This is a genomic window from Martelella mediterranea DSM 17316 (assembly GCF_002043005.1).
In the GTDB taxonomy this organism is placed as follows: domain Bacteria; phylum Pseudomonadota; class Alphaproteobacteria; order Rhizobiales; family Rhizobiaceae; genus Martelella; species Martelella mediterranea.
Genome location: NZ_CP020330.1, coordinates 508,288 through 526,117, shown reverse-complemented (window position 1 = coordinate 526,117; position 17,830 = coordinate 508,288). Strand labels below are relative to the sequence as shown.

The window sequence follows — 17,830 nt, the reverse complement described above, 5'->3', positions numbered from 1 at the left end:
GCATAGAGCGCAGATCTGATCCAATCAGACCGAAACGCGCTCCAGAGCATCAGCGAAAGACAAGATCAATCGATGGCGCATGCCGTTGCCAGAGCGGCCGCGCCGATGCGGCCGATGTCGCCGTCCTCCTCGTCGCTTGCGCCCGAAACGCCGATAGCGCCGATGATCTCGGAACCGGAGCGCAGCAGCACGCCGCCGTCAAGCGGCACCCCGTTGGGTATGCAGAGCAATGCAAAACGACCTTCGCCCTCGACGACCTTCTGGAAATCGAGCGTGTCGCGCCTGAAGAGCACGGCGGTACGCGCCTTCAGCGTTGCGATCTCGACGCTGCCGACCTGGGCGTTGTCGTCTCGATGCAACAGCACGAGATGACCGCCATCATCGACGATCGCGATCACCAGCTTCAGGCCCCGGCTGCGGGCTTCCTTGTCGCAGGCTGCGGCTATGGTCCTGGCGGCCTCGAGCGTGAGTGCGGTTTTCGTGGCGAGCATTTGTTTTCCTCCAATCAATAAAGCCGGGCTCCGAGGTCTTGCACCCAGTGAAGGCCCTCGTCCGTTCCGGCGCGCGGTTTGTATTCGCAACCGATCCAGCCGTGGTAGCCGAGGCGATCGAGCTCGCCGATGAGATTGCCATAGTGAATCTCGCCCTCATCGGGTTCGGCCCGGCTCGGGACCGCCGCGATCTGAACATGCGCGATGAGCGGCAGATGGGTTTTCAGCCGCGCGAAGATGTCGCCCTCCGCGATGCCGACATGATAGGCATCGAACATGATCTTCACATTGGAGGCGCCGATTTGCCGGATGATGTCAGCCTTCTTCGCGATCGTGGAATAGAAATAGCCCGGCTTGTCTCTCTGGTTGATGCCCTCCAGCAGCAGCGTCATGTCCGGTGCGCGGGCGGCGGCCTGCTTGAGGTTCTCGACCAACACCGCTTGCGCCTCGTCCTTCCGCGCCGGCTCGACGACGCCGGCCATGACATGGATCGCGGATGCACCGGCAAGTCTCGCCCAGTCGAGCGCCTGTTCGAAATCGGCTTCGAAGGCCTGCCGGCAACCGGCGAGCGCCGCCCGTCCGAACTCGCCCTTGCCGGTATCGCCGGGCGACGTGTTGATGCCCAGCAGTGTGAGGCCGAGCGCCTCGCAACGCGCGCGCACGTACTGCGGCGGGAAATCATAGGGCCAATGCAGTTCGATCGCGCGAAAACCCGCGGCGGCGGCGGCATCGATGCGGTCCAGCAGCGGGCGGTCTGGCCAGAGAAAGCCGAGATTGGCGGAAAATCTGGCCATGGCTCACCGCAGCCTGAATGTCGCGTTGAGATCGGCGATCATCGAAGGCGTCAGATGCCTGACCTGCATGCCGCGGGTGATGATCGCAAGCTTTGCCGCCTCTTCCAGCTCCTCGATGGCGAAGACCGCTGCGTCGAGGCTTGCTCCGCAGACGATCGGTCCGTGGTTTTCGAGAAGGGCCGCGCTGTGATCGGCGACGATTGCGGCGATCCGCGCCTTGACGTCCGCCGACCCCGGCCGCGTGTAGGGCACGACGGGCACGGTGCCCACCCGCATCACCACGTAAGGCGTGATCGGCGGGATGGCGTCGGCCGGGTCGGTGTCCGAAAGACAGGCGAGCGCGGTGGCATAGGAGGAGTGCAGATGAACGACGGCGGCGCATGAACGGCCTTCGTAGAAGGCGAAATGCAGCGGCAGTTCCTTGGTCGGCTTGTCGCCGGAAATATGGTTCCCGTCGAGATCGAGTTTCGAAAGGCGGTCGGGCTCGAGAAAGCCGAGGCATGAATTCGTAGGCGTCGCGATATAGCCGCCATCGATGCGCGCGGAAATATTGCCGGAGGAACCCGCCGTCAGGCCCCGCTCGAAAAGCGAGCGGCCCCATTTGACGATGTCCGCACGTATCTTTTCCTCATTCATGGTCGTCCAAGCTCCTGCAAGGCCTTGCTGAAAAAGTCGGGACCGCCGAAATTTCCGCTCTTCAGCGCCAGGCCGAGCGGCCCGTTTCTTTCGCCGATGAGCACCGGAACGCCGGGATCGATTTCACGGCCGACGTGCATGCTGGCAAGGCCCAGCGCCTCCACCACCGAACCCGATGTCTCGCCGCCGCCGACGACGATGCGGCGGATGCCGGCGTCGGCGAGGCAGATGGCCAGCGCGGCGAAGAAGCTTTCGATCTTTCCGGCGACCGCTTCCCGTCCGAACTGCCGCTGCGCCTCGGCAACCGCATCCGGCGCGGCGGTGGAGAAGATGATCGGCGCGTTGTCGCCCTGCTCGGCAATCCATGCGGCGACGCCCTCCGGGGTCATCTCGCCGCTTGCAAGCGCGCCGGGATCGACGGCCAGGGAAGGATTGGCCGCCGCATAGCGGGCCACCTGTTGCTGCGAATTGGTCGAGCAGGAGCCGCACAGCACGACGCCGGGGCCGGTCACCGGGGGCAAGGTCTCCGCCGCGTCGGCGAGCTTGCCCCTGGCCCTGAAGTTCCGCGGAAGACCGAGGGCGATGCCGGATGCTCCGGTGACAAGCCTGTGATCGGCCACGGCGCGACCAATCGCGATGAGGTCTTCGTCACTGCTGGCGTCGGTCACGACAAGGCGCCGGCCGGCCTTTTTCTCGGCGGCAAATGCCGCAGCCAGCGAAGCGCTTCCGGCGCGCACCGTGTCGAGGGCAATGCTTCCGACGGCGCCCCTGGTCTGATGTCCAAGCCAGCGGCGGATATCCGGATCGTTCATCGGCGTCAGCGGGTGGTGCCGCATGCCGGTTTCGGAAAGCAGGCGGTCTGCGACAAAGAGATGGCCCATGAAAACCCGTCGGCCGGTCGCCGGAAATGCCGGGCACACGACGGCGATATCGGTCTGCAGCAGGTCGAGTAGGGCTTCGGCCACCGGCCCGATATTGCCGTCCTGCGTGGAATCGAAGGTTGAGCAATATTTGAAGATGATCTGTTCACAGCCCTGGTCGAGCAGCCAGCGCGCCGCCGCAAGAGACTGCGAAACCGCCTCTGAAACCGGGGCGGATCGGGTCTTCAACGCAACGACGCCGGCCTCGCAGGCAGGCGGGTCGTGGGCGATGCCGGAGAGTTGCCCGGAAAACTGCAAAGTGGCCATGCCGCCCTTGGCAAGCGTGTTCGCGAGATCGCTGGCGCCGGTAAAATCATCTGCTATCGCACCGAGCAGCATTTCAGTTGTGCTCCGCTATCCGGCTTTCGGGTTCATCTTCGAGATGGACCCGGATGATGTCCTCGAACGAGGTCTCGCCGCGGAAGCCGAGTTCCTCGGCGCGGCGGGCGTCGAAGCCCTGCGGCCAGCCAGCGATGATCGCCGCGATGTCGCTGTCGGGCTCGCGGCGGATCAGTCGCACAGCTTCGTCGCCGGCGACGCGGCGCAGCGCCTCGATCTGGTCGCCGACCGTTGCAGAAAGACCGGGCATGGTCAGCGTGCGCAACTGACCGAGCGGACGGGTATCGATCTCGGCGGCATGAAGCAGAAAGCCGATCGCCGCGCGCGGGCTTGCAAACCAGTGGCGAACGGTCTCGCTCACCGGAAGGATCGCTTCCTCGCCGATCAGCGGTTCCCGCAGGATCGAGGAAAAGAACCCCGAAGCGGCCTTGTTGGGCTTGCCGGGCCGGATCGAAATCGTCGGCAACCGGATGCCGATACCGTCGAAAAAGCCATGGCGCGAATAGTCGGCGAGCAGCAGTTCGCAAATGGCTTTCTGCGTGCCGTAGCTCGTTAGCGGGGTCAGGCAGTGGCTGTCGCTGATGACAGGCGGCAGCGGATTGCCGAACACGACGATCGAGGACGTGAAGACCAGGCGCGGCACATAAGGCCGTTCACGGCCGGCCAGCCGAATGGCCTCGAACAGGGCGCGCGTGCCATCGAGATTGACGCGATAGCCCTTCTCGAAATCGGCTTCCGCCTCGCCGGAAACGATGGCCGCCAGGTGAAAGATGAGATCAGGCCTTTGCGCGATGAGGCTTTCAGCCGCGCCGGGCTGCGAAAGGTCTGTCGCCAGGGTCTCGATCTCCACGTCGAAATCGGGCGCCTCCGGCGCGACGATATCGGCGAGGATCAGGCGGCGTATCGGCTGGCCGCGCACCTTCCCGGAGCGCATCAGGGCGCGCACCAGCTTGCGGCCGATCATTCCGGCCGCGCCGGTTATGAGGATTTTCATGCTGCCCGCTCCCTATTTTCCGCCGCTGGCGCGCAACGCCGGTGCGCCATTGGCGGAGCTGCCCGCCCGCGCGATACCGCTTTCGTCGACGGCGCGCGATGTGTCATGAATGCGAAGTATGTGCTCGGAAAACGCCGCCGCCACCGCTTCGGGATTGTGCATCTTCAGGGCCCGCACGATGAAACGGTGATCTTCGAGGCTTTTCTCGATCGCGCCCGGCTGGGCCATGGCGATGCGGCGGTGATCAAGCATATAGGTGTAGAGGTCGACGACGAAGTCGGCGAGAAGCCGGTTTGCCGAGGCGTAGTAGATCGTCAGGTGAAATTCCCTGTCGCAGATCAGAAAGCGGACCGGATCGTCGATGGCCTGCTCCTGCGCCGCGATCGAGGCCTCGAGGCGCTGGATATCCTCCGGCCCCAGGTGGCGCGCCGCGTCCGCCGCCACTGCTGTCTCGACCAGGAGACGCGCGGCGTGCACCGCGTCGAGGCTGTAGCCGTTGATCGAGGAGGGGTCCGTTACGCCGATGCGGTGCGTGCCGACCTCGACGTCGACGCGCGCGACCCGGGTCCGCGCGCCCTGCGAGACCTGAACCACGCCCTGGCCGGCGAGCAATTGTATCGCGCCGCGCACCGTCTCCCTGCTGACCGCCAGCATTGTGGAAAGTTCCCGCTCGCTTGGAAGCTCATCGCCGCGTTGCAGAATGCCGGAGGCGATCATCGAGACGATCTTGTCCCGGATCATTTCCTTGGCTGTCTGCTTGTGGATCGCCTCGTGGAGAGGCGAGAGCGGAAGATTGGACATTGGGACCCCTGAAATGGACTGCTTAACAGACCAGTTAAACCATTCTGGGATAGCTGTCACCTCCCTTTCGGCAAAAAAGCGTCTGGCCGCCGCACGGCGAGTGCATGGCGCGCGCCACAACGTACCAGTTCTGATTTTGAGATGGATTGCTAATAATTTCTTTAAAATCAATAATATAATAGGAAATCGAGACACTTTTCGCGGTTGCGAAGTTTCCCGCGTGAAAAATTTGTCAACGAGCTCCCGCAGTTTCGGGTCTGAAAGACCCGTGGTCACGGATTGCTCTGTCGTTCGGAGAATTTCAACTGGACCGGTGTTACGGCCAGTTGACAAGTGGTTCGGTCCCCACTAGCGTGCAGATCGTCGGACAGGAAGCTTGAACTTCACGCCGACACGCCGGGGAGCGGCGGGGAGGAATCAGAAATGGTTATTGGTCTGCAATCGGCCCGACGCCACGGGACCGTTGCCATGAGTGTCGCCGAGGCAAGCGCCGCGGCAGGGCAGGCGGGCGATCGGCGCAGCGTTCTGGTGGCCCGGGGCGTGACCAAATCGTTTCCGGGCGTTCTGGCGCTCGACAATGTCGATTTCGATGTGCGCGCTGGAGAAGTGACGGCGCTTCTGGGCGAAAACGGAGCGGGTAAATCGACGCTCATCAAGCTCATGGCCGGCTTTTATACGCCCGATCGCGGCGAGATCACGGTCGACGGGGTCGCCCTGCAGGCCGATCCGGCCGCCGCGCACCGCATCGGCGTCGCCACGATCCATCAGGATGCCCATCTGGTTCCCGCGGTATCGGTTGCTGAAAATATCATGCTCGGCCGCTGGCCCGGACGGTACGGCTGGCTCTCCAAACAGCAGCAGAAGCAGAAGGCGCGTGCCGCGGTCGCCCGAGTGGCGCCGCATCTCAATATCGCCACGCCGGCCGGCCGGCTGTCGCCGGCGGATCAGCAACTGGTGGAGATCGCCCGCGCCATTTCCGAGGATTCCAAGGTTCTGGTGATGGACGAGCCCACGACCTCTCTCTCGCCACCGGAGATCGAACGCCTGTTCCGCGTGGTCGATGACCTGAGGGCGCATGGGCTCGGCATCGTGTTCGTGTCGCACTGGCTCGAAGAAGTGTTCGCCATCGCAGACCGGGTCACGGTGTTGCGCGATGGCCGGTTGGTGGGAACCAGGCCGATCGATCAGCTCGATCATGAAAAGGTCATCCACATGATGGTCGGCCGCGAGGTTCGCAAGACAGAGCACAAACCCCGCCCGATCGGCGATGTCGTCCTCAAGGTCAGCAATCTCAAGCGCGAGGGCGTTCTGGACGATATATCCTTCGATGTCAGGGCCGGGGAAATCGTCGGCATGTCGGGACTTGTCGGCGCCGGGCGAAGCGAGCTTGCGGCCTGTATATTCGGTATCGATCCCTATGACGAGGGCAGCGTCGAGGTCTCCGGCCGCCGGGTGCGTCCGAACAAGCCCAAGGCGGCGATCGACGCCGGCATAGGCCTCGTGCCCGAGGACCGGCGACGGCAGGCCCTGGTCGGGCTGATGAGCGTGCGCAACAACATGACGCTCGGCATGTTCGACAGGATATCCCGCAACGGCTTCCTGTCGAACGCGCTGGAGGAGGAGATCGTCGGACGCGAAATGCGCGGCCTGGCGGTAAAGGCGCCGTCCTCCAAGGTGCGGGTCTCGACGCTGTCCGGCGGCAATCAGCAGAAGGTCGTGCTCGGCCGGTGGCTGGCCCGCCAGCCGAAGCTTCTGATCCTCGATGAGCCGACCAAGGGCATCGATGTCGGCGCCAAGTCGGAAATCAGCGAACTTGTCCTTCGCCTGGCCGAAAGCGGAATGGCGATATTGCTGATCAGTTCGGAATTGCCTGAAATCCTGTCGCTGTCGGACCGTGTGCTGGTGATGCGTTCGGGGCGGATCTCCGCCTCGCTCACCCGTGCGGAAATCTCCAGCGAAACCATCATGAGCTATGCGACGACGGGTTGACGTCGGGGAGAAATTTGAATGGCACTGGAGAACACACCGATGAGCGGTATTGCACCGAACGGCGATAGCAAGCTTTCCACCTGGCGCGGACGCATATCCTTTATCGACCTGATGCAGAGTGTGGGGCTGCTTGCCGTAATCCTGCTCGGCAGCGCCATCATGAGCGTCCTGAGCCCGGTCTTTGCCACGGTGCGCAATATCGAGAACGTGCTGCAGGCGGCCACCATCATCGCGGTCGTCGCGATCGGCCAGACCTTCGTTATCCTGGTGGCCGGGATCGACCTTTCGGTCGCCTCCGTGCTGGTGCTGTCATCGGTTCTGTCGGTGGGGCTTGTCGAGTTCCAGGGCTTCTCGCCGGTGTTTGGCGTCACGGTGGCGCTGGGAGCGGGTCTCGGTCTCGGGCTGATCAACGGTCTCGCCGTAACCAAGCTGCGCATCCCGGCCTTGATCGCGACGCTTGCGACCATGACCATCGGTCGCGGCCTTGCCTATATCTATTCGGGAGGCACGAATATCGCCCCTGTTCCATCCTTTTTCGTCGAACTCCAGGCCGCGCGCATCTTCGGCATACCGGCGGTCATCGTCCTCACGCTGGCGCTGGCGCTGATCGCCCAGATCGTGCTGTCGCGAACGGCCTTCGGGCGCTCGGTCTATGCGACCGGCGGAAATCCGCTTGCCGCGCGACTGGCCGGGATCAACACCGAACGCGTTGTCATCATCGCCTTCATGATCTCAGGCCTGATGGCGGCGATTGCGGGACTTCTGATCACGGCCCGGTTCGAGGCCGGCGCCGCCACCGCGGCCCAGGGGATGGAGCTTGCCGTCATCGCGGCGGTGGTGATTGGCGGGGTCAGCCTGTTCGGCGGTGAGGGGAACATGGGCAGCATGCTGCTCGGCGTGCTGCTGCTCGGGCTGGTCCAGAACGCGGTCAACCTGCTCAACGTGCCGCCGAACTGGGACTCGGTCGTCTCGGGACTGGTGATTGCCGCCGCCGCCGCGCTCGATGTCTATCGCCGCAATTATCTGGAGGCGGGCATGCGCAGGAAAGTCATCGCAAGCAAGTCGTCCTAAAGCGCGCGGACGTAGCGCCGCCGCGAAGCGATCCGCGGCGAGGGGAAATGCAAACCTGTCGGTCGAAAATTCAACGCCCCTCGGGGCGAACGGGATCCGCTTGCCTGAAAGGTCGGCAAACGGGAATGGCAATACCACCCCGAAAAGGGTGTCTCGAAGGTCCAACTGGGAGGAAACATGATGGACATGAAGACCGGAATGCCAACGAAACGTCGCACGCTTTTACAGTTTTTTGCAGGCGCGGCCCTGCTCGTGACGGGCGCCATTGCCCTGCCGCAGCATGCTCAGGCCGAGGACAGCGCGCTCAAGGGCAAGAACCTCGCCTATATCGCGTTCGGCCTGCAATACGAGTACCAGGTGACGCTTGTCGATCACATCAAGAAGCTCGCCGCCGAAAAGGGAATGAACATTTCCGTCTATGACGGCAAGGGCGATCCGTCGACCCAGACGACGCAGATGCTGGACGTGCTCTCCAAGCAGCCGGACATCATCCTGCTCAATCCGGTTGACGCGAAACTGCTGCAGGGCGGGGTTCGCAAGGCCAACCAGTCGGACATTCCGCTGTTCATGCTCGAAAACCTGCCGCCCGAAGGCGAGTGGGTTGCCTACAATACCTTCGACGATGTGGCCGGCGGCAGGGCCGCGGCCGATGCAGTCGCCGAACTGACCGGCGGCAAGGGGCGCGTCCTCGAAGTGCGCGGCGCGATCGGCTCCGGCCAGTCCGAGAAGCGCTATCAGGGCTTTCACGAGCAGATGGCGGCAAAATATCCGGACATCAAGATCGAGACGTTGAAGGCGGAATGGACGGCCGATAATGCGCATACGCTGACGGTTGACGCCTTCACCCGCGATCCGAACGTCGATGCCATCTGGGCGCATAATGACGAGATGATCCGGGGCGTGGTTTCGGCTCTGCGCCAGATCGACCGGCTGAAGCCGGAAGGCGAGGAAGGTTACATTCCGGTGATCGGTTTCGACGGCACCCCACTTGGCCTCGAGCGCATCCGCGAGGGAACGCAGACTGCCGATGTCGGGCAGAACCCGTTCTCCATGGGCTCATCCATCGTCGAGCAGATGGAGAATTACTTCAGCGGCAAGCCGGTGCAGAAAACCACGTTGATCCAGCCTGTGATGATCTGGAAGGACAATGTCGACAGCCCGGAGAACTGGGGCAACATGGTCAAGAGTTGACCTTTTGATGCCGAAGCGGGGCGCGCGGTTCTTCGTGCGCGCCCCGCACAATTTCACACGCCAACCGACGGAATGACGCATGATGAGAGACCTCATGAAACCCGACCACGCCCGCAACATGCGCCTGGTGGGCCATTCGGACCAGGGCGGCCGCAGGGACGGCATCCAGGTGATGGTGGAGGACGGGTTCGCCTATATCGGGCATCTGTTCAGCCGGGGATTTTCGGTGGTCGACGTGCGCGATCCCGCCAATCCGAAGCCGGCGGGCTATGTTCAGGCGCCGGAAAATACCTGGAACGTGCACCTTCAGGCGGCCGACGGCCTGTTGCTCGTCATTCACGGCAAGGACGTTTTCGCCGACGCCGCTTTCGCCGACGAAGCGTCCTACTACAAGGCCGCGGCGGGGACCGCGCTCGGAACGGCAGAGCCGAAGAAGGGGCGGGACTGGGACGCGGGGCTTGCGGTTTACGATATCGCCACCGAGCCCGGCCGTCCCCGGCGCATCGGCTTCATGCCAGTGTCCGGCGGGATCCACCGCATCTGGTGGGTTGGCGGCAGATGGGCCTATGTCTCCGCGCTGCTGGATGGCTATACCGATTTCATCTTCATGACGGTCGACATGTCGGACCCCGCCAATCCGAGGGAGGCGGGCCGCTACGCCCTGCCGGGCATGCATCAGGCGGCGGGGGAGACGCCGTCCTGGTCGCCGAACGCCAAGTTCGGGCTTCACCATGCGATCGTCGATGGCGATATCGCCTGGGGCGCGTGGCGCGATGCCGGCCTGGTGGTGATGGACGTGGCCGACCGCACGCAGCCGAAGCTCATCCGCCACACCAACTGGTCGCCGCCTTTCCAGGGCGGAACCCATAACTGCCTGCCGATCAGCGGTCGGGATCTGCTGGTTGTCGTCGACGAGGCGGTGCTCGATGATTTCGAAGACGGGTTGAAGAATATCTGGATCTTCAATGTCGCGAACCCGGAAAACCCGGTTCCGATCGCGACCATGCCGCCGCCCGCCGACCAGGATTATACCCACAAGGGCGCCCATTACGGGCCGCACAACATTCACGAGAACCGGCCGGGCAGCTTCCAGAGCTCGTCGTTGATCTTCTCGACCTGGCAGAATGCCGGGGTGCGCGTCTACGACATCTCGAACGCCTACCAGCCGAAGGAGGTCGGCGCGCTGGTGCCGCCCGCGCCCGAAGGCCTCATGGACAAACGACCCGGCAAGAAGCCGATCATCCAGTCCTGCGACATCTTCGTCGACAAGACGGGGCTCGCCTATGTGACCGATTACAATGCCGGTCTCTACATCATGGAATATACCGGCTGATCCCGCGCCGCTTGCTTGAAAGGAATGACGATGAACCTGTTTGGCTCTTATGACGTGGTGGTGACCGGCGCCGGCTCTTCCGGCATCGTCGCGGCAATCCGCGCGGCCAGGGAAGGCGCGAAGGTGCTCCTGCTCGAAGGCACCGGTTTTCTCGGCGGGCTGATCACGGGCGGCCGGCTGACCAAGCCCACCGGGCTCATCAACTCGAAGATATTCGAGGAAATGCTGGACCGTTGCGTCGGCTATCGCGGGGCCGATGGTCGGATTCGGGAATCCTACTGGGGCAAGTATACCGGCACGTTCGACGCCGAGGTGATGCAGCGCGTCATCATCGAGATGGTCGAGGAGGCGGGCATTGAGGTGCTGCTGCGCGCCAATGTCGTCCAGACGGTGATGAAGGGCGGCGCGATGCACGGCCTCCTGATCCGCACGAAGTCCGGCGAAAGCCTCGTCCTCGCCCATGCCTTCATCGATGCATCCGGCGACGGGGATGTCGCGGCCCTCGCCGGCGCAGATTTCATGCTCGGCCGGGAAAGCGACGGCCTGACCCAGCCGATCACGTCCTATTTCCGCGTGCTGAACGTCAACGTTCCGGCGCTGATCGCCGATTGCGAGGAAAATCGCGGCGATATGTGGGAGGTGGTCTACCCGAAGGAGGCCGGCGACCGCAACGAGGATTATGCCATGGCTGTGTTGCTGACGGGCTTCCAGCAACGCATCAAGGACAAGGTCGCGGAAGGCTTCGACTGGATCATCCCCAAGGACCACATCACCATGAAAACCGGGCTGATCCCGGGTGAGATCAGCGTGAATGTCACCCGGTTCCAGGGAAACGGCCTCGATGACCGGGATTTGAGCCGCGCGGAGATCGAGATCCGCAAACAGGCCTATTGCGCATTCGATTTCCTGCAGCGCTATGTCAGGGGTTTCGAAAACGCGATCTTTCTGGAGGTCGCGCCGAAGCTCGGCATCAGGGAGACCCGCCGCGTCAGGGGCGAGTATGTTCTCACCGAGGCGGAGGTCCGCGGCAATCGCCGCTTCGAGGATGCGATCGGCCTTTGCAATTCGCCCGTCGATGTGCACGAGCCGGGCGGCAGCCGGGCGATCATGGACCATGTCGGCATCGGCTACGGCATCCCCTTCCGTTGCCTCGTGCCGCACAAGATCGACAATCTGCTGCTCGCAGGCCGCTGCATTTCGGTCGATGAAAATGCCTTCGGCTCTACGCGGAACGTGCCGGCCTGCACCATGACGGGCGAGGCGGCGGCGATCGCGGCGGCCATGGCGGCCGGCCGGCGCGTGCCAACCTCGCAAATACCCGTCGCCGAGGTGCAGGCGCGCCTGCGCGATCTCGGGGTCTGGCTGGGCACACCGGAAGAGCCGGTGCCCGAAGTCCTGCGGCAGGCTGGATGAGGCTGTGGCCAAGGGCGCGCCGCTTGCGACCGGGCAGAAGGAGACGGGCTATCCGCGCCTCCTCAGTCCTTTGTGATCGGCGAGGTCGCCCTCGCCGGCAGGCTCAGGATTGCCCCCCTATTTGGCGGTGACGGGTTCGGCGAGGGTTATGCGAGGGAGCTGGCGCGCTCGGCATGGCCTACCATTACCTCACTCCTCAAGAGGCGGTATACTGCCGGTGGGCAGCTGAGGAAAGGACAGCGGCGGAACAAACCGGCCGTTCGAAGCGGGGGGGCTTTGCGATTTCCGGGCGTCGCCTCCCGGCAACCATTTTGAGCGCGAACCACTTCGCTGAAGAACGAAAGGCTTTTGACAAAGCCACGCGGGGCCAGCCATCTGGCCAGCCCCGCTCGATACGGCCGGTTCGGACTGCGGAGGTAACGTTCTCCATGCATTCAGGCTATTCGGCGCTGCAGTCCCAGGTGAAGCGCGAGAAGTCGGTGTCCCAGCTCATCATCGGCACGAATTCATAGCCCTGGAGGCAGTCGCTTGCGGCATAGCGGCGGTTTTCGACGAGCAGGAAGACGTCGGGCTGAAGGTCCACGATCTTGCGCTGAAGCTCCTTGTAGATGTCGTTCTGCTTGTCGACATCCGTCGTGGTCCGGGCATTGTCGATGAGCGTGTCGATCTCCGGGTTCTGCAACCACTCCATCGACGCCCATGTACCGGCGGCCGCGGAATCATACTGGACGTAGAACACGCTGTCGGGCGAGGGATAGCTCGGGCCGTTGAAGACCTGGGTCGTGTTCGGCGTCGTTTCCGGCTGGCTGGCAAGCTCGGTGATCCGGTTCCACGGCTCGGGACGGACATCGAGCGTGATGCCGATCTGCTCGAGATTGGCCTGCATCAAAAGCGCAATGTCTTCCTCGAAGGAGAGGCCGGCCACATAGGAATGGGTCAGCGTGATGTCCTGCCCGGCATATTTCGACTTGGCGAGCTCTTCCTTTGCCTTTTCGAGATTGTATTCCGGTGCGGGAAGGTCGTCGGGATAAGCATCGGCAAAGGCCGGTGCCATCGGGCCGGACAGCGGCGAGCCGGGATAGATGGCTTCGCGGATCGTGTCGTAATCCGTGGCATAGGCGATTGCCCGGCGGACATGGATATCGTCGGTCGGCGGAAGCTTGGTGTTCATCTTGATGTAGAGGGCGGTCGCCGTCGGCGTTTCGATGATCTTGTAGCCGTCCATCGCGGCGATTGCTTCGTATGTCTCCGTTGCCTGCGAGTCGGCCGACATTCCAAGTTCGCCCTTGGTTGCAAGCGCCTTCACCGTGGCTTCGTCATTGGTGATGACGAAGCGGATTTCGTCGATCGGGCGGCCGCGCTCCCAGCCGGCATGATAGTCGTCATAGCGGTCGATCACCATCTGCGAGCCGCGGTTCCACGAGGCCAGCATGTAGGGTCCGGCGCCGATGCTGTGGTTGGCGATGTAGTCGCTTGCCCATTCGTCGTCGCTGTTGGCCTTCGCCGCTTCCTCGTTGACGACAAGAATGAGTGGGGTTGTGGTCAGAAACGGCGCGTAGATCTTTGTCAGCCCGATTTCGACGGTATGGCTGTCGATCGCCTTCAGCTTTTCCGGATCGATGAGCTTGGAGAAAAGGTAGGACGGACCCTCGTTGATGGCGAGCAGGCGCTTCAGCGTGTAAACGACGTCTGAAGCCTCGACCGGCGAGCCGTCCTGGAAGGTGGCGTCGTCCTTCAGCTTGAAGGTGTAGGTGAGATTGTCGTCGGAAACGGTCCAGCTTTCGGCGAGCTGGGGAATGATCGAGCCGTCGCCGGCCACCGTCGTCAGCCCGTCATAGAGGTTCACGGCCGCCATGTATTCGGTGTAGTCGTTGATGCGGGCGGGATCGATGGTGCCGAACACCTGGGTGGCGTTCACCACGATCGAGACCTTGTCGTCTTGGGCGCGGGCGGGCGTCAGGGCCGTCGTTGCCGAGGCCGCCAAAGCCAGCCCTGCGATTGCAAGCATTTTCCGTGTCATTGCAAGTTCCTCTCTTTTTTGAGCTTTGTTCAGTCCTGGTTTAGGTTTTTGTTATTGTTGATCTCTTCTACAGGTGCGTAAGCATGGTCGTAGCCGAAATAGGAAGGCCCAACGAGGTTCAGCCCCGCGTCGCTGCGCCATTTCGGATCGGCCGGCAGGCCGGTGATTTCGATCAGCAGGCCGTAGCGCATCTGTTCGGTGGTGACCGGCATGCCGGCATCGGCATCGAGCGCGCAGATCAGGTCCGGCGTCGTTGCCAGAACAGCGCCGGTGTCATCGCGGGCGACGAGAAACTCGTTCTGGAAATCGATGCTGAACTCACGCCCCGCAAAGGCGTCCGTGCCCTTGATGACAGCGCGGCCGCGGGCAAAGCCGCCGACCGTCTTGCGCTCGATGTCGTTCACGCGGCCGGTGAACAGATGATGGCCTGAAAACCGGGCACGGAGCGCAGCGCCCGGATGGCGATGGGCCTTGCGCTCGGCCATCAGCGTTTCGCCGATCTCGCGGATCATCGTCATCGTGCCGGGCAGGATGCTGTCACGCATTTGCGCGCCGGTCATCGAATAGGCGGCGACCAGCGCCGCGCCGCCCATCTGCACGGCATCGGCGCGGGCCAGCCGCTCGGTCCAGAGATTGTCGACGGCGTTGATCAGGACGGAATTGCCCTTGTCGTCGGCCAGCACCAGCGGCGTCGCGCTGATGCCGGACATGGTGAAGGATACCATTTGCAGTTCCGGAAAGGCGCGGCCCATGCCATCGCCGTCGATCAGCGGCAGGCCGGTCGCGGCGGCCACGGCGAAGGGGATCGTCGAGTTGAGCCCGCCCGCTTCCACGCACATCAGCGCGGTCGCCTTTTTGCCAAGATAGGTCTCGAGCTGATCCAGGGCGGCCATGATTTCCGTGCCGCTCGGCAGTTTTTCCAGCATCACGGTCGGCGCGCCCATCATGAATACCGGCACGCACAGGTCGTCGTCACCGACATCGGCCGGGTCGATCAGCGTCACCGGGCCGTTTGCGGCGAGCGCCGCGCGCGCCATCAGCTTGCCGATATAGGGATCGCCGCCGCCGCCCGTGCCGAGAAAGGCGCCGCCGAGCGCGATGGCGTCGAGATCGTCGACTGTTATCACTGTTTTCGCCATGTCTTCAGCCTCCCGCGACCGGTCGATAGACGATGTCGGGAAATCCGAAGGCCTTCGGGCCGACGACTTCGAGCGCTGCCGGAGACTGCAGCAGCGGATGGCACGGTAGGGCAAGGATTGCCACGCGCTGGCCGTAGCGCAGCATTTCGGTGGTGATGGCGTGGCCGCTGTCGATATCGAGCACAACGATCAGATCGGGAACCGAAACCGCCACCTCGCCCTCACGGGTAAAGACGAGGTTCTCGTTCTGGATCAGGACGGAGGCATCCTCGCCATGATGGTTGTCGATGCCGGACAGCATGGCTTCGCCGACCACGAAACCGCCGCGCAGATGGCGCTTCAGGTCGGTGATCTTGCCCGAGAATGCATGCCGGCCGTTCTCCCGTTCGCAGATGGCGGCAATCGGATCGGCGTGGCGGCGCTTGGCGTCGATGACCGCGCGGCCGAGCGAGACCGCCTGGGTGTAGGAATTGGGAATCGCGAACTTCTTCAGGAACGTGCCGGTCATCGGCGCGGAGGCAAGGTCCGATCCGCCACCCTGGGCCACCACGCAGGCCCGCGCCATGCGCTCGTGGAAGAGTTCCGTCACGGCATGCTGGAAGATCACGATATTGCCATGCACGTCGCACATCACGCTCGGCGTCGAGGTGTGGCCGTAGATTGAATAGGTGGTCATCTGCATTTCGGGAAAGGCGCGGCCCATGCCGTCGCAATCGACCACCGGAAGCCCGGTCATGCCGCCGACGATCAGCGGTTCCATGGCATTGGAGCCGCCGATTTCCTCGCAGACGATCAGGTCGACCGGAAAGCCCTGCATCTCCTCGATCGCCCGCACGCAGCGCAGGCCCTCGCGGCCCTCGCGGATACGCTCATAGCCAACAACCGGCGCGCCGATGCCGCCGAGCGACACGCAGCAGGCCTCGTCCGGAACCTTGTCGAGCGGCAGTACGGAGAGCGTGAACCCGTCATCGATAGCCTGACGCGCCCTGAGCTTGCCGACATAGGGATTGCCGCCGCCGCCCGTGCCGAGAATGGCCGAGCCGATTTCCAGCGCGTCGATATCCTCGCGGTCCAGGACCCAGATGTCGGCGGGATCGTATTCGAATTTCGAGCGTGTGACGGTCTCAGGCATCCATGCCTCCCATCTCTCCAACGACCTTGACGTGAATGCGCGTGGCATTGCCCGGCAAATAGGCAAGCGGCACGTCCTCGCGTTCGATCACCTCGATGGTGTCGGCGACGGCGCCTGCGGCAATGGCCTTTTCGGTCGCCTCCTTCTCGGCCTCGGCGAGGCAGAGCTCGCGGGTCAGGCCGTTTTCGAGCGCATAGACGCGGTCGACCTCGCCGGAGATCTGGGCGATGGCCGCGCCGACGGCATTGGCGACGGCGAAGTTTTCCGGCCGGATGACCTCGAGGTCGCCGAGCCGGTCGGGCATCAGGATCGAGCCACCGCCCACCGCGATCACCGGGATCGGTTCCGGCGACATGCGGCTGCGCTCGACGGCGTTTTCGAGAAGCGCGATGATTTCGGCCTCGGCGGCCTTCGCGAAGGTGGGGTCGACGTCCTTGACCTTCGCGGCATCGCCGACGCTGGCCTTGCCGAGCGCAACCGCGATATCGGTGGCCGTCAGCGTCTCGCCGCCGAACACCTTTGCCTCCTTGGTGATGCGGTAGCCGGTCGATTGCGGGCCGACCGTGGCCTTGCCGGTGTGATCCTTTCTGACGAGCGAGCCGCCGCCAAGACCGATCGAGAACACATCCGGCATGCGGAAATTGGTGCGGACCCCGCCGACATCGACAACGGTCGCCGCCTGACGCGGGAAGCCGAGATGCAGCGACCCGACATCGCTGGTGGTGCCGCCGATATCGACCACGATCGCTTCGCGCACGCCGGTGAGAAAGGCAGCACCCCGCATCGAATTGGTCGGTCCGGAGGCGAAGGTGAGGACGGGGAAGTTGCGCACGGTGTCGGCGGCCATCAGCGTGCCGTCGTTCTGGGTGATGAAGAACGGGCAGGTGAGCCCGGCATCGGCGAGCGCCTTCGCAAAGGCGCTGACGGTGCGGTCGGCAAGCGACAGCAGGCTGGCATTCATGATCGCCGCGCTTTCGCGTTCAAGAAGACCGATGCGGCCGATATCGGTCGAAAGCACCACAGGCAGGCCGGGGCAATGCTTCTCGATCAGCGCCTTGGCCTGCTTTTCCATCGTGTCGTTGATCGGCGCGAAGACGCAGGTGATGGCGGCGGCCTTGATGTCGTTGTCGCGGATTTCGCCGGCAATGCGGGCGATCTCGGCCTCGTCGAGCGGGGAGATCTCGCGCCCGTCGAACTCATAGCCGCCCTTGACGAGATAGCCGAGATTGCCGACGACGCCCTTCAGGTCTTCCGGCCAGTCGACCATCGGCGGCAGGCAGGCGGTTGCCGGCAGGCCGAGGCGGATGGCGGCCACCTTGTTGAGGTGCCGCCGTTCGATCACGGCATTGGTGAAATGGGTGGTGCCGATCATGACGTTGCCGATCTTCGCGCGGTCGATGCCCGCCTTGCCGATCGCGCCCTCCAGAGCCTCGATGACGCCGCTCGTCACATCCTCCGTGGTCGCCGCCTTGACGCCCGAGAGCACCTTGTTGCCTTCCATCACCACGGCGTCGGTATTCGTGCCGCCGACATCAATTCCCAGTCGATACACGGGGTCGTCTCCTTG

15 protein-coding genes are annotated in these 17,830 nt (G+C 63.6%); 5 read left to right on the top strand and 10 right to left on the bottom strand.

Going from position 1 to position 17,830, the window contains the following annotated elements; genetic code table 11:
- Nucleotides 1-65: 65 nt before the first annotated feature.
- Genes Mame_RS02405 through Mame_RS02380 form a run of 6 tightly spaced genes read right to left on the bottom strand, consistent with a single transcriptional unit; the run spans nucleotide 66 to nucleotide 4,975 of the window.
- A complete protein-coding gene (locus Mame_RS02405) occupies nucleotides 66-491 on the bottom strand; it encodes a GlcG/HbpS family heme-binding protein (protein WP_018067192.1) in 426 nt (141 codons plus the stop codon).
- 14 nt (nucleotides 492-505) lie between these two features.
- Nucleotides 506-1,285: a hydroxypyruvate isomerase family protein gene (locus Mame_RS02400; RefSeq protein ID WP_018067193.1), complete on the bottom strand. Its 780-nt coding sequence runs from the start codon at nucleotides 1,283-1,285 to the stop codon at nucleotides 506-508.
- A 3-nt stretch (nucleotides 1,286-1,288) separates the two neighbouring features.
- On the bottom strand, nucleotides 1,289-1,921 hold the full coding sequence (otnC, locus tag Mame_RS02395; protein WP_018067194.1) for a 3-oxo-tetronate 4-phosphate decarboxylase: 633 nt from the start codon (nucleotides 1,919-1,921) through the stop codon (nucleotides 1,289-1,291).
- Nucleotides 1,918-3,180, bottom strand: a complete 1,263-nt coding sequence (gene otnK, locus Mame_RS02390; protein ID WP_018067195.1) for a 3-oxo-tetronate kinase — start codon at nucleotides 3,178-3,180, stop codon at nucleotides 1,918-1,920. The genes otnC and otnK overlap by 4 nt, the downstream gene beginning before the upstream one ends.
- A 1-nt stretch (nucleotide 3,181) precedes the next feature.
- Nucleotides 3,182-4,174 carry a D-erythronate dehydrogenase gene (gene denD, locus Mame_RS02385; RefSeq protein ID WP_018067196.1) on the bottom strand — a complete coding sequence of 331 codons (993 nt, stop codon included), beginning with the start codon at nucleotides 4,172-4,174 and terminating at the stop codon, nucleotides 3,182-3,184.
- Between the two features lie 12 nt (nucleotides 4,175-4,186).
- Nucleotides 4,187-4,975 (bottom strand): FadR/GntR family transcriptional regulator, encoded by a 789-nt coding sequence (locus Mame_RS02380; RefSeq protein WP_018067197.1) that lies wholly within the window; start codon nucleotides 4,973-4,975, stop codon nucleotides 4,187-4,189.
- 423 nt (nucleotides 4,976-5,398) lie between these two features.
- On the opposite strand from Mame_RS02380, the gene Mame_RS02375 reads away from it, so the two are divergent.
- The 5 genes from Mame_RS02375 (at nucleotide 5,399) to Mame_RS02355 (ending at nucleotide 11,972) form a co-directional block, all read left to right on the top strand.
- Nucleotides 5,399-6,964: a sugar ABC transporter ATP-binding protein gene (locus Mame_RS02375; RefSeq protein ID WP_018067198.1), complete on the top strand. Its 1,566-nt coding sequence runs from the start codon at nucleotides 5,399-5,401 to the stop codon at nucleotides 6,962-6,964.
- Nucleotides 6,965-6,982: 18 nt separating this feature from the next.
- Nucleotides 6,983-8,035 (top strand): ABC transporter permease, encoded by a 1,053-nt coding sequence (locus tag Mame_RS02370; protein WP_235726874.1) that lies wholly within the window; start codon nucleotides 6,983-6,985, stop codon nucleotides 8,033-8,035.
- Between the two features lie 198 nt (nucleotides 8,036-8,233).
- Nucleotides 8,234-9,226 (top strand): sugar ABC transporter substrate-binding protein, encoded by a 993-nt coding sequence (locus tag Mame_RS02365; RefSeq protein ID WP_235726875.1) that lies wholly within the window; start codon nucleotides 8,234-8,236, stop codon nucleotides 9,224-9,226.
- Between the two features lie 94 nt (nucleotides 9,227-9,320).
- Entirely contained in the window at nucleotides 9,321-10,559 is a 1,239-nt protein-coding gene (locus tag Mame_RS02360) for an LVIVD repeat-containing protein (protein ID WP_018067201.1), read from the top strand.
- Between the two features lie 30 nt (nucleotides 10,560-10,589).
- Nucleotides 10,590-11,972, top strand: coding sequence for an FAD-dependent oxidoreductase (locus Mame_RS02355; RefSeq protein WP_155122006.1), 1,383 nt, complete (start codon nucleotides 10,590-10,592; stop codon nucleotides 11,970-11,972).
- A 439-nt stretch (nucleotides 11,973-12,411) separates the two neighbouring features.
- Here Mame_RS02355 and Mame_RS02350 read toward each other — a convergent pair whose 3' ends face one another.
- From Mame_RS02350 to Mame_RS02335, 4 genes are read right to left on the bottom strand one after another with little or no spacing between them, the layout of a single operon-like run.
- Nucleotides 12,412-13,992 carry an ABC transporter substrate-binding protein gene (locus Mame_RS02350; RefSeq protein WP_033411114.1) on the bottom strand — a complete coding sequence of 527 codons (1,581 nt, stop codon included), beginning with the start codon at nucleotides 13,990-13,992 and terminating at the stop codon, nucleotides 12,412-12,414.
- A gap of 29 nt (nucleotides 13,993-14,021) precedes the next feature.
- On the bottom strand, nucleotides 14,022-15,131 hold the full coding sequence (locus Mame_RS02345) for a DUF917 domain-containing protein (RefSeq protein WP_018067204.1): 1,110 nt from the start codon (nucleotides 15,129-15,131) through the stop codon (nucleotides 14,022-14,024).
- Between the two features lie 4 nt (nucleotides 15,132-15,135).
- Nucleotides 15,136-16,263 carry a DUF917 domain-containing protein gene (locus tag Mame_RS02340; RefSeq protein ID WP_018067205.1) on the bottom strand — a complete coding sequence of 376 codons (1,128 nt, stop codon included), beginning with the start codon at nucleotides 16,261-16,263 and terminating at the stop codon, nucleotides 15,136-15,138.
- The gene (locus tag Mame_RS02335) at nucleotides 16,256-17,815 is read right to left on the bottom strand and encodes a hydantoinase/oxoprolinase N-terminal domain-containing protein (protein ID WP_018067206.1); all 1,560 of its coding nucleotides are present in this window, start codon (nucleotides 17,813-17,815) and stop codon (nucleotides 16,256-16,258) included. Before Mame_RS02335 ends, Mame_RS02340 begins: the two co-directional genes overlap by 8 nt.
- Between the last annotated feature and the right edge of the window lie 15 nt (nucleotides 17,816-17,830).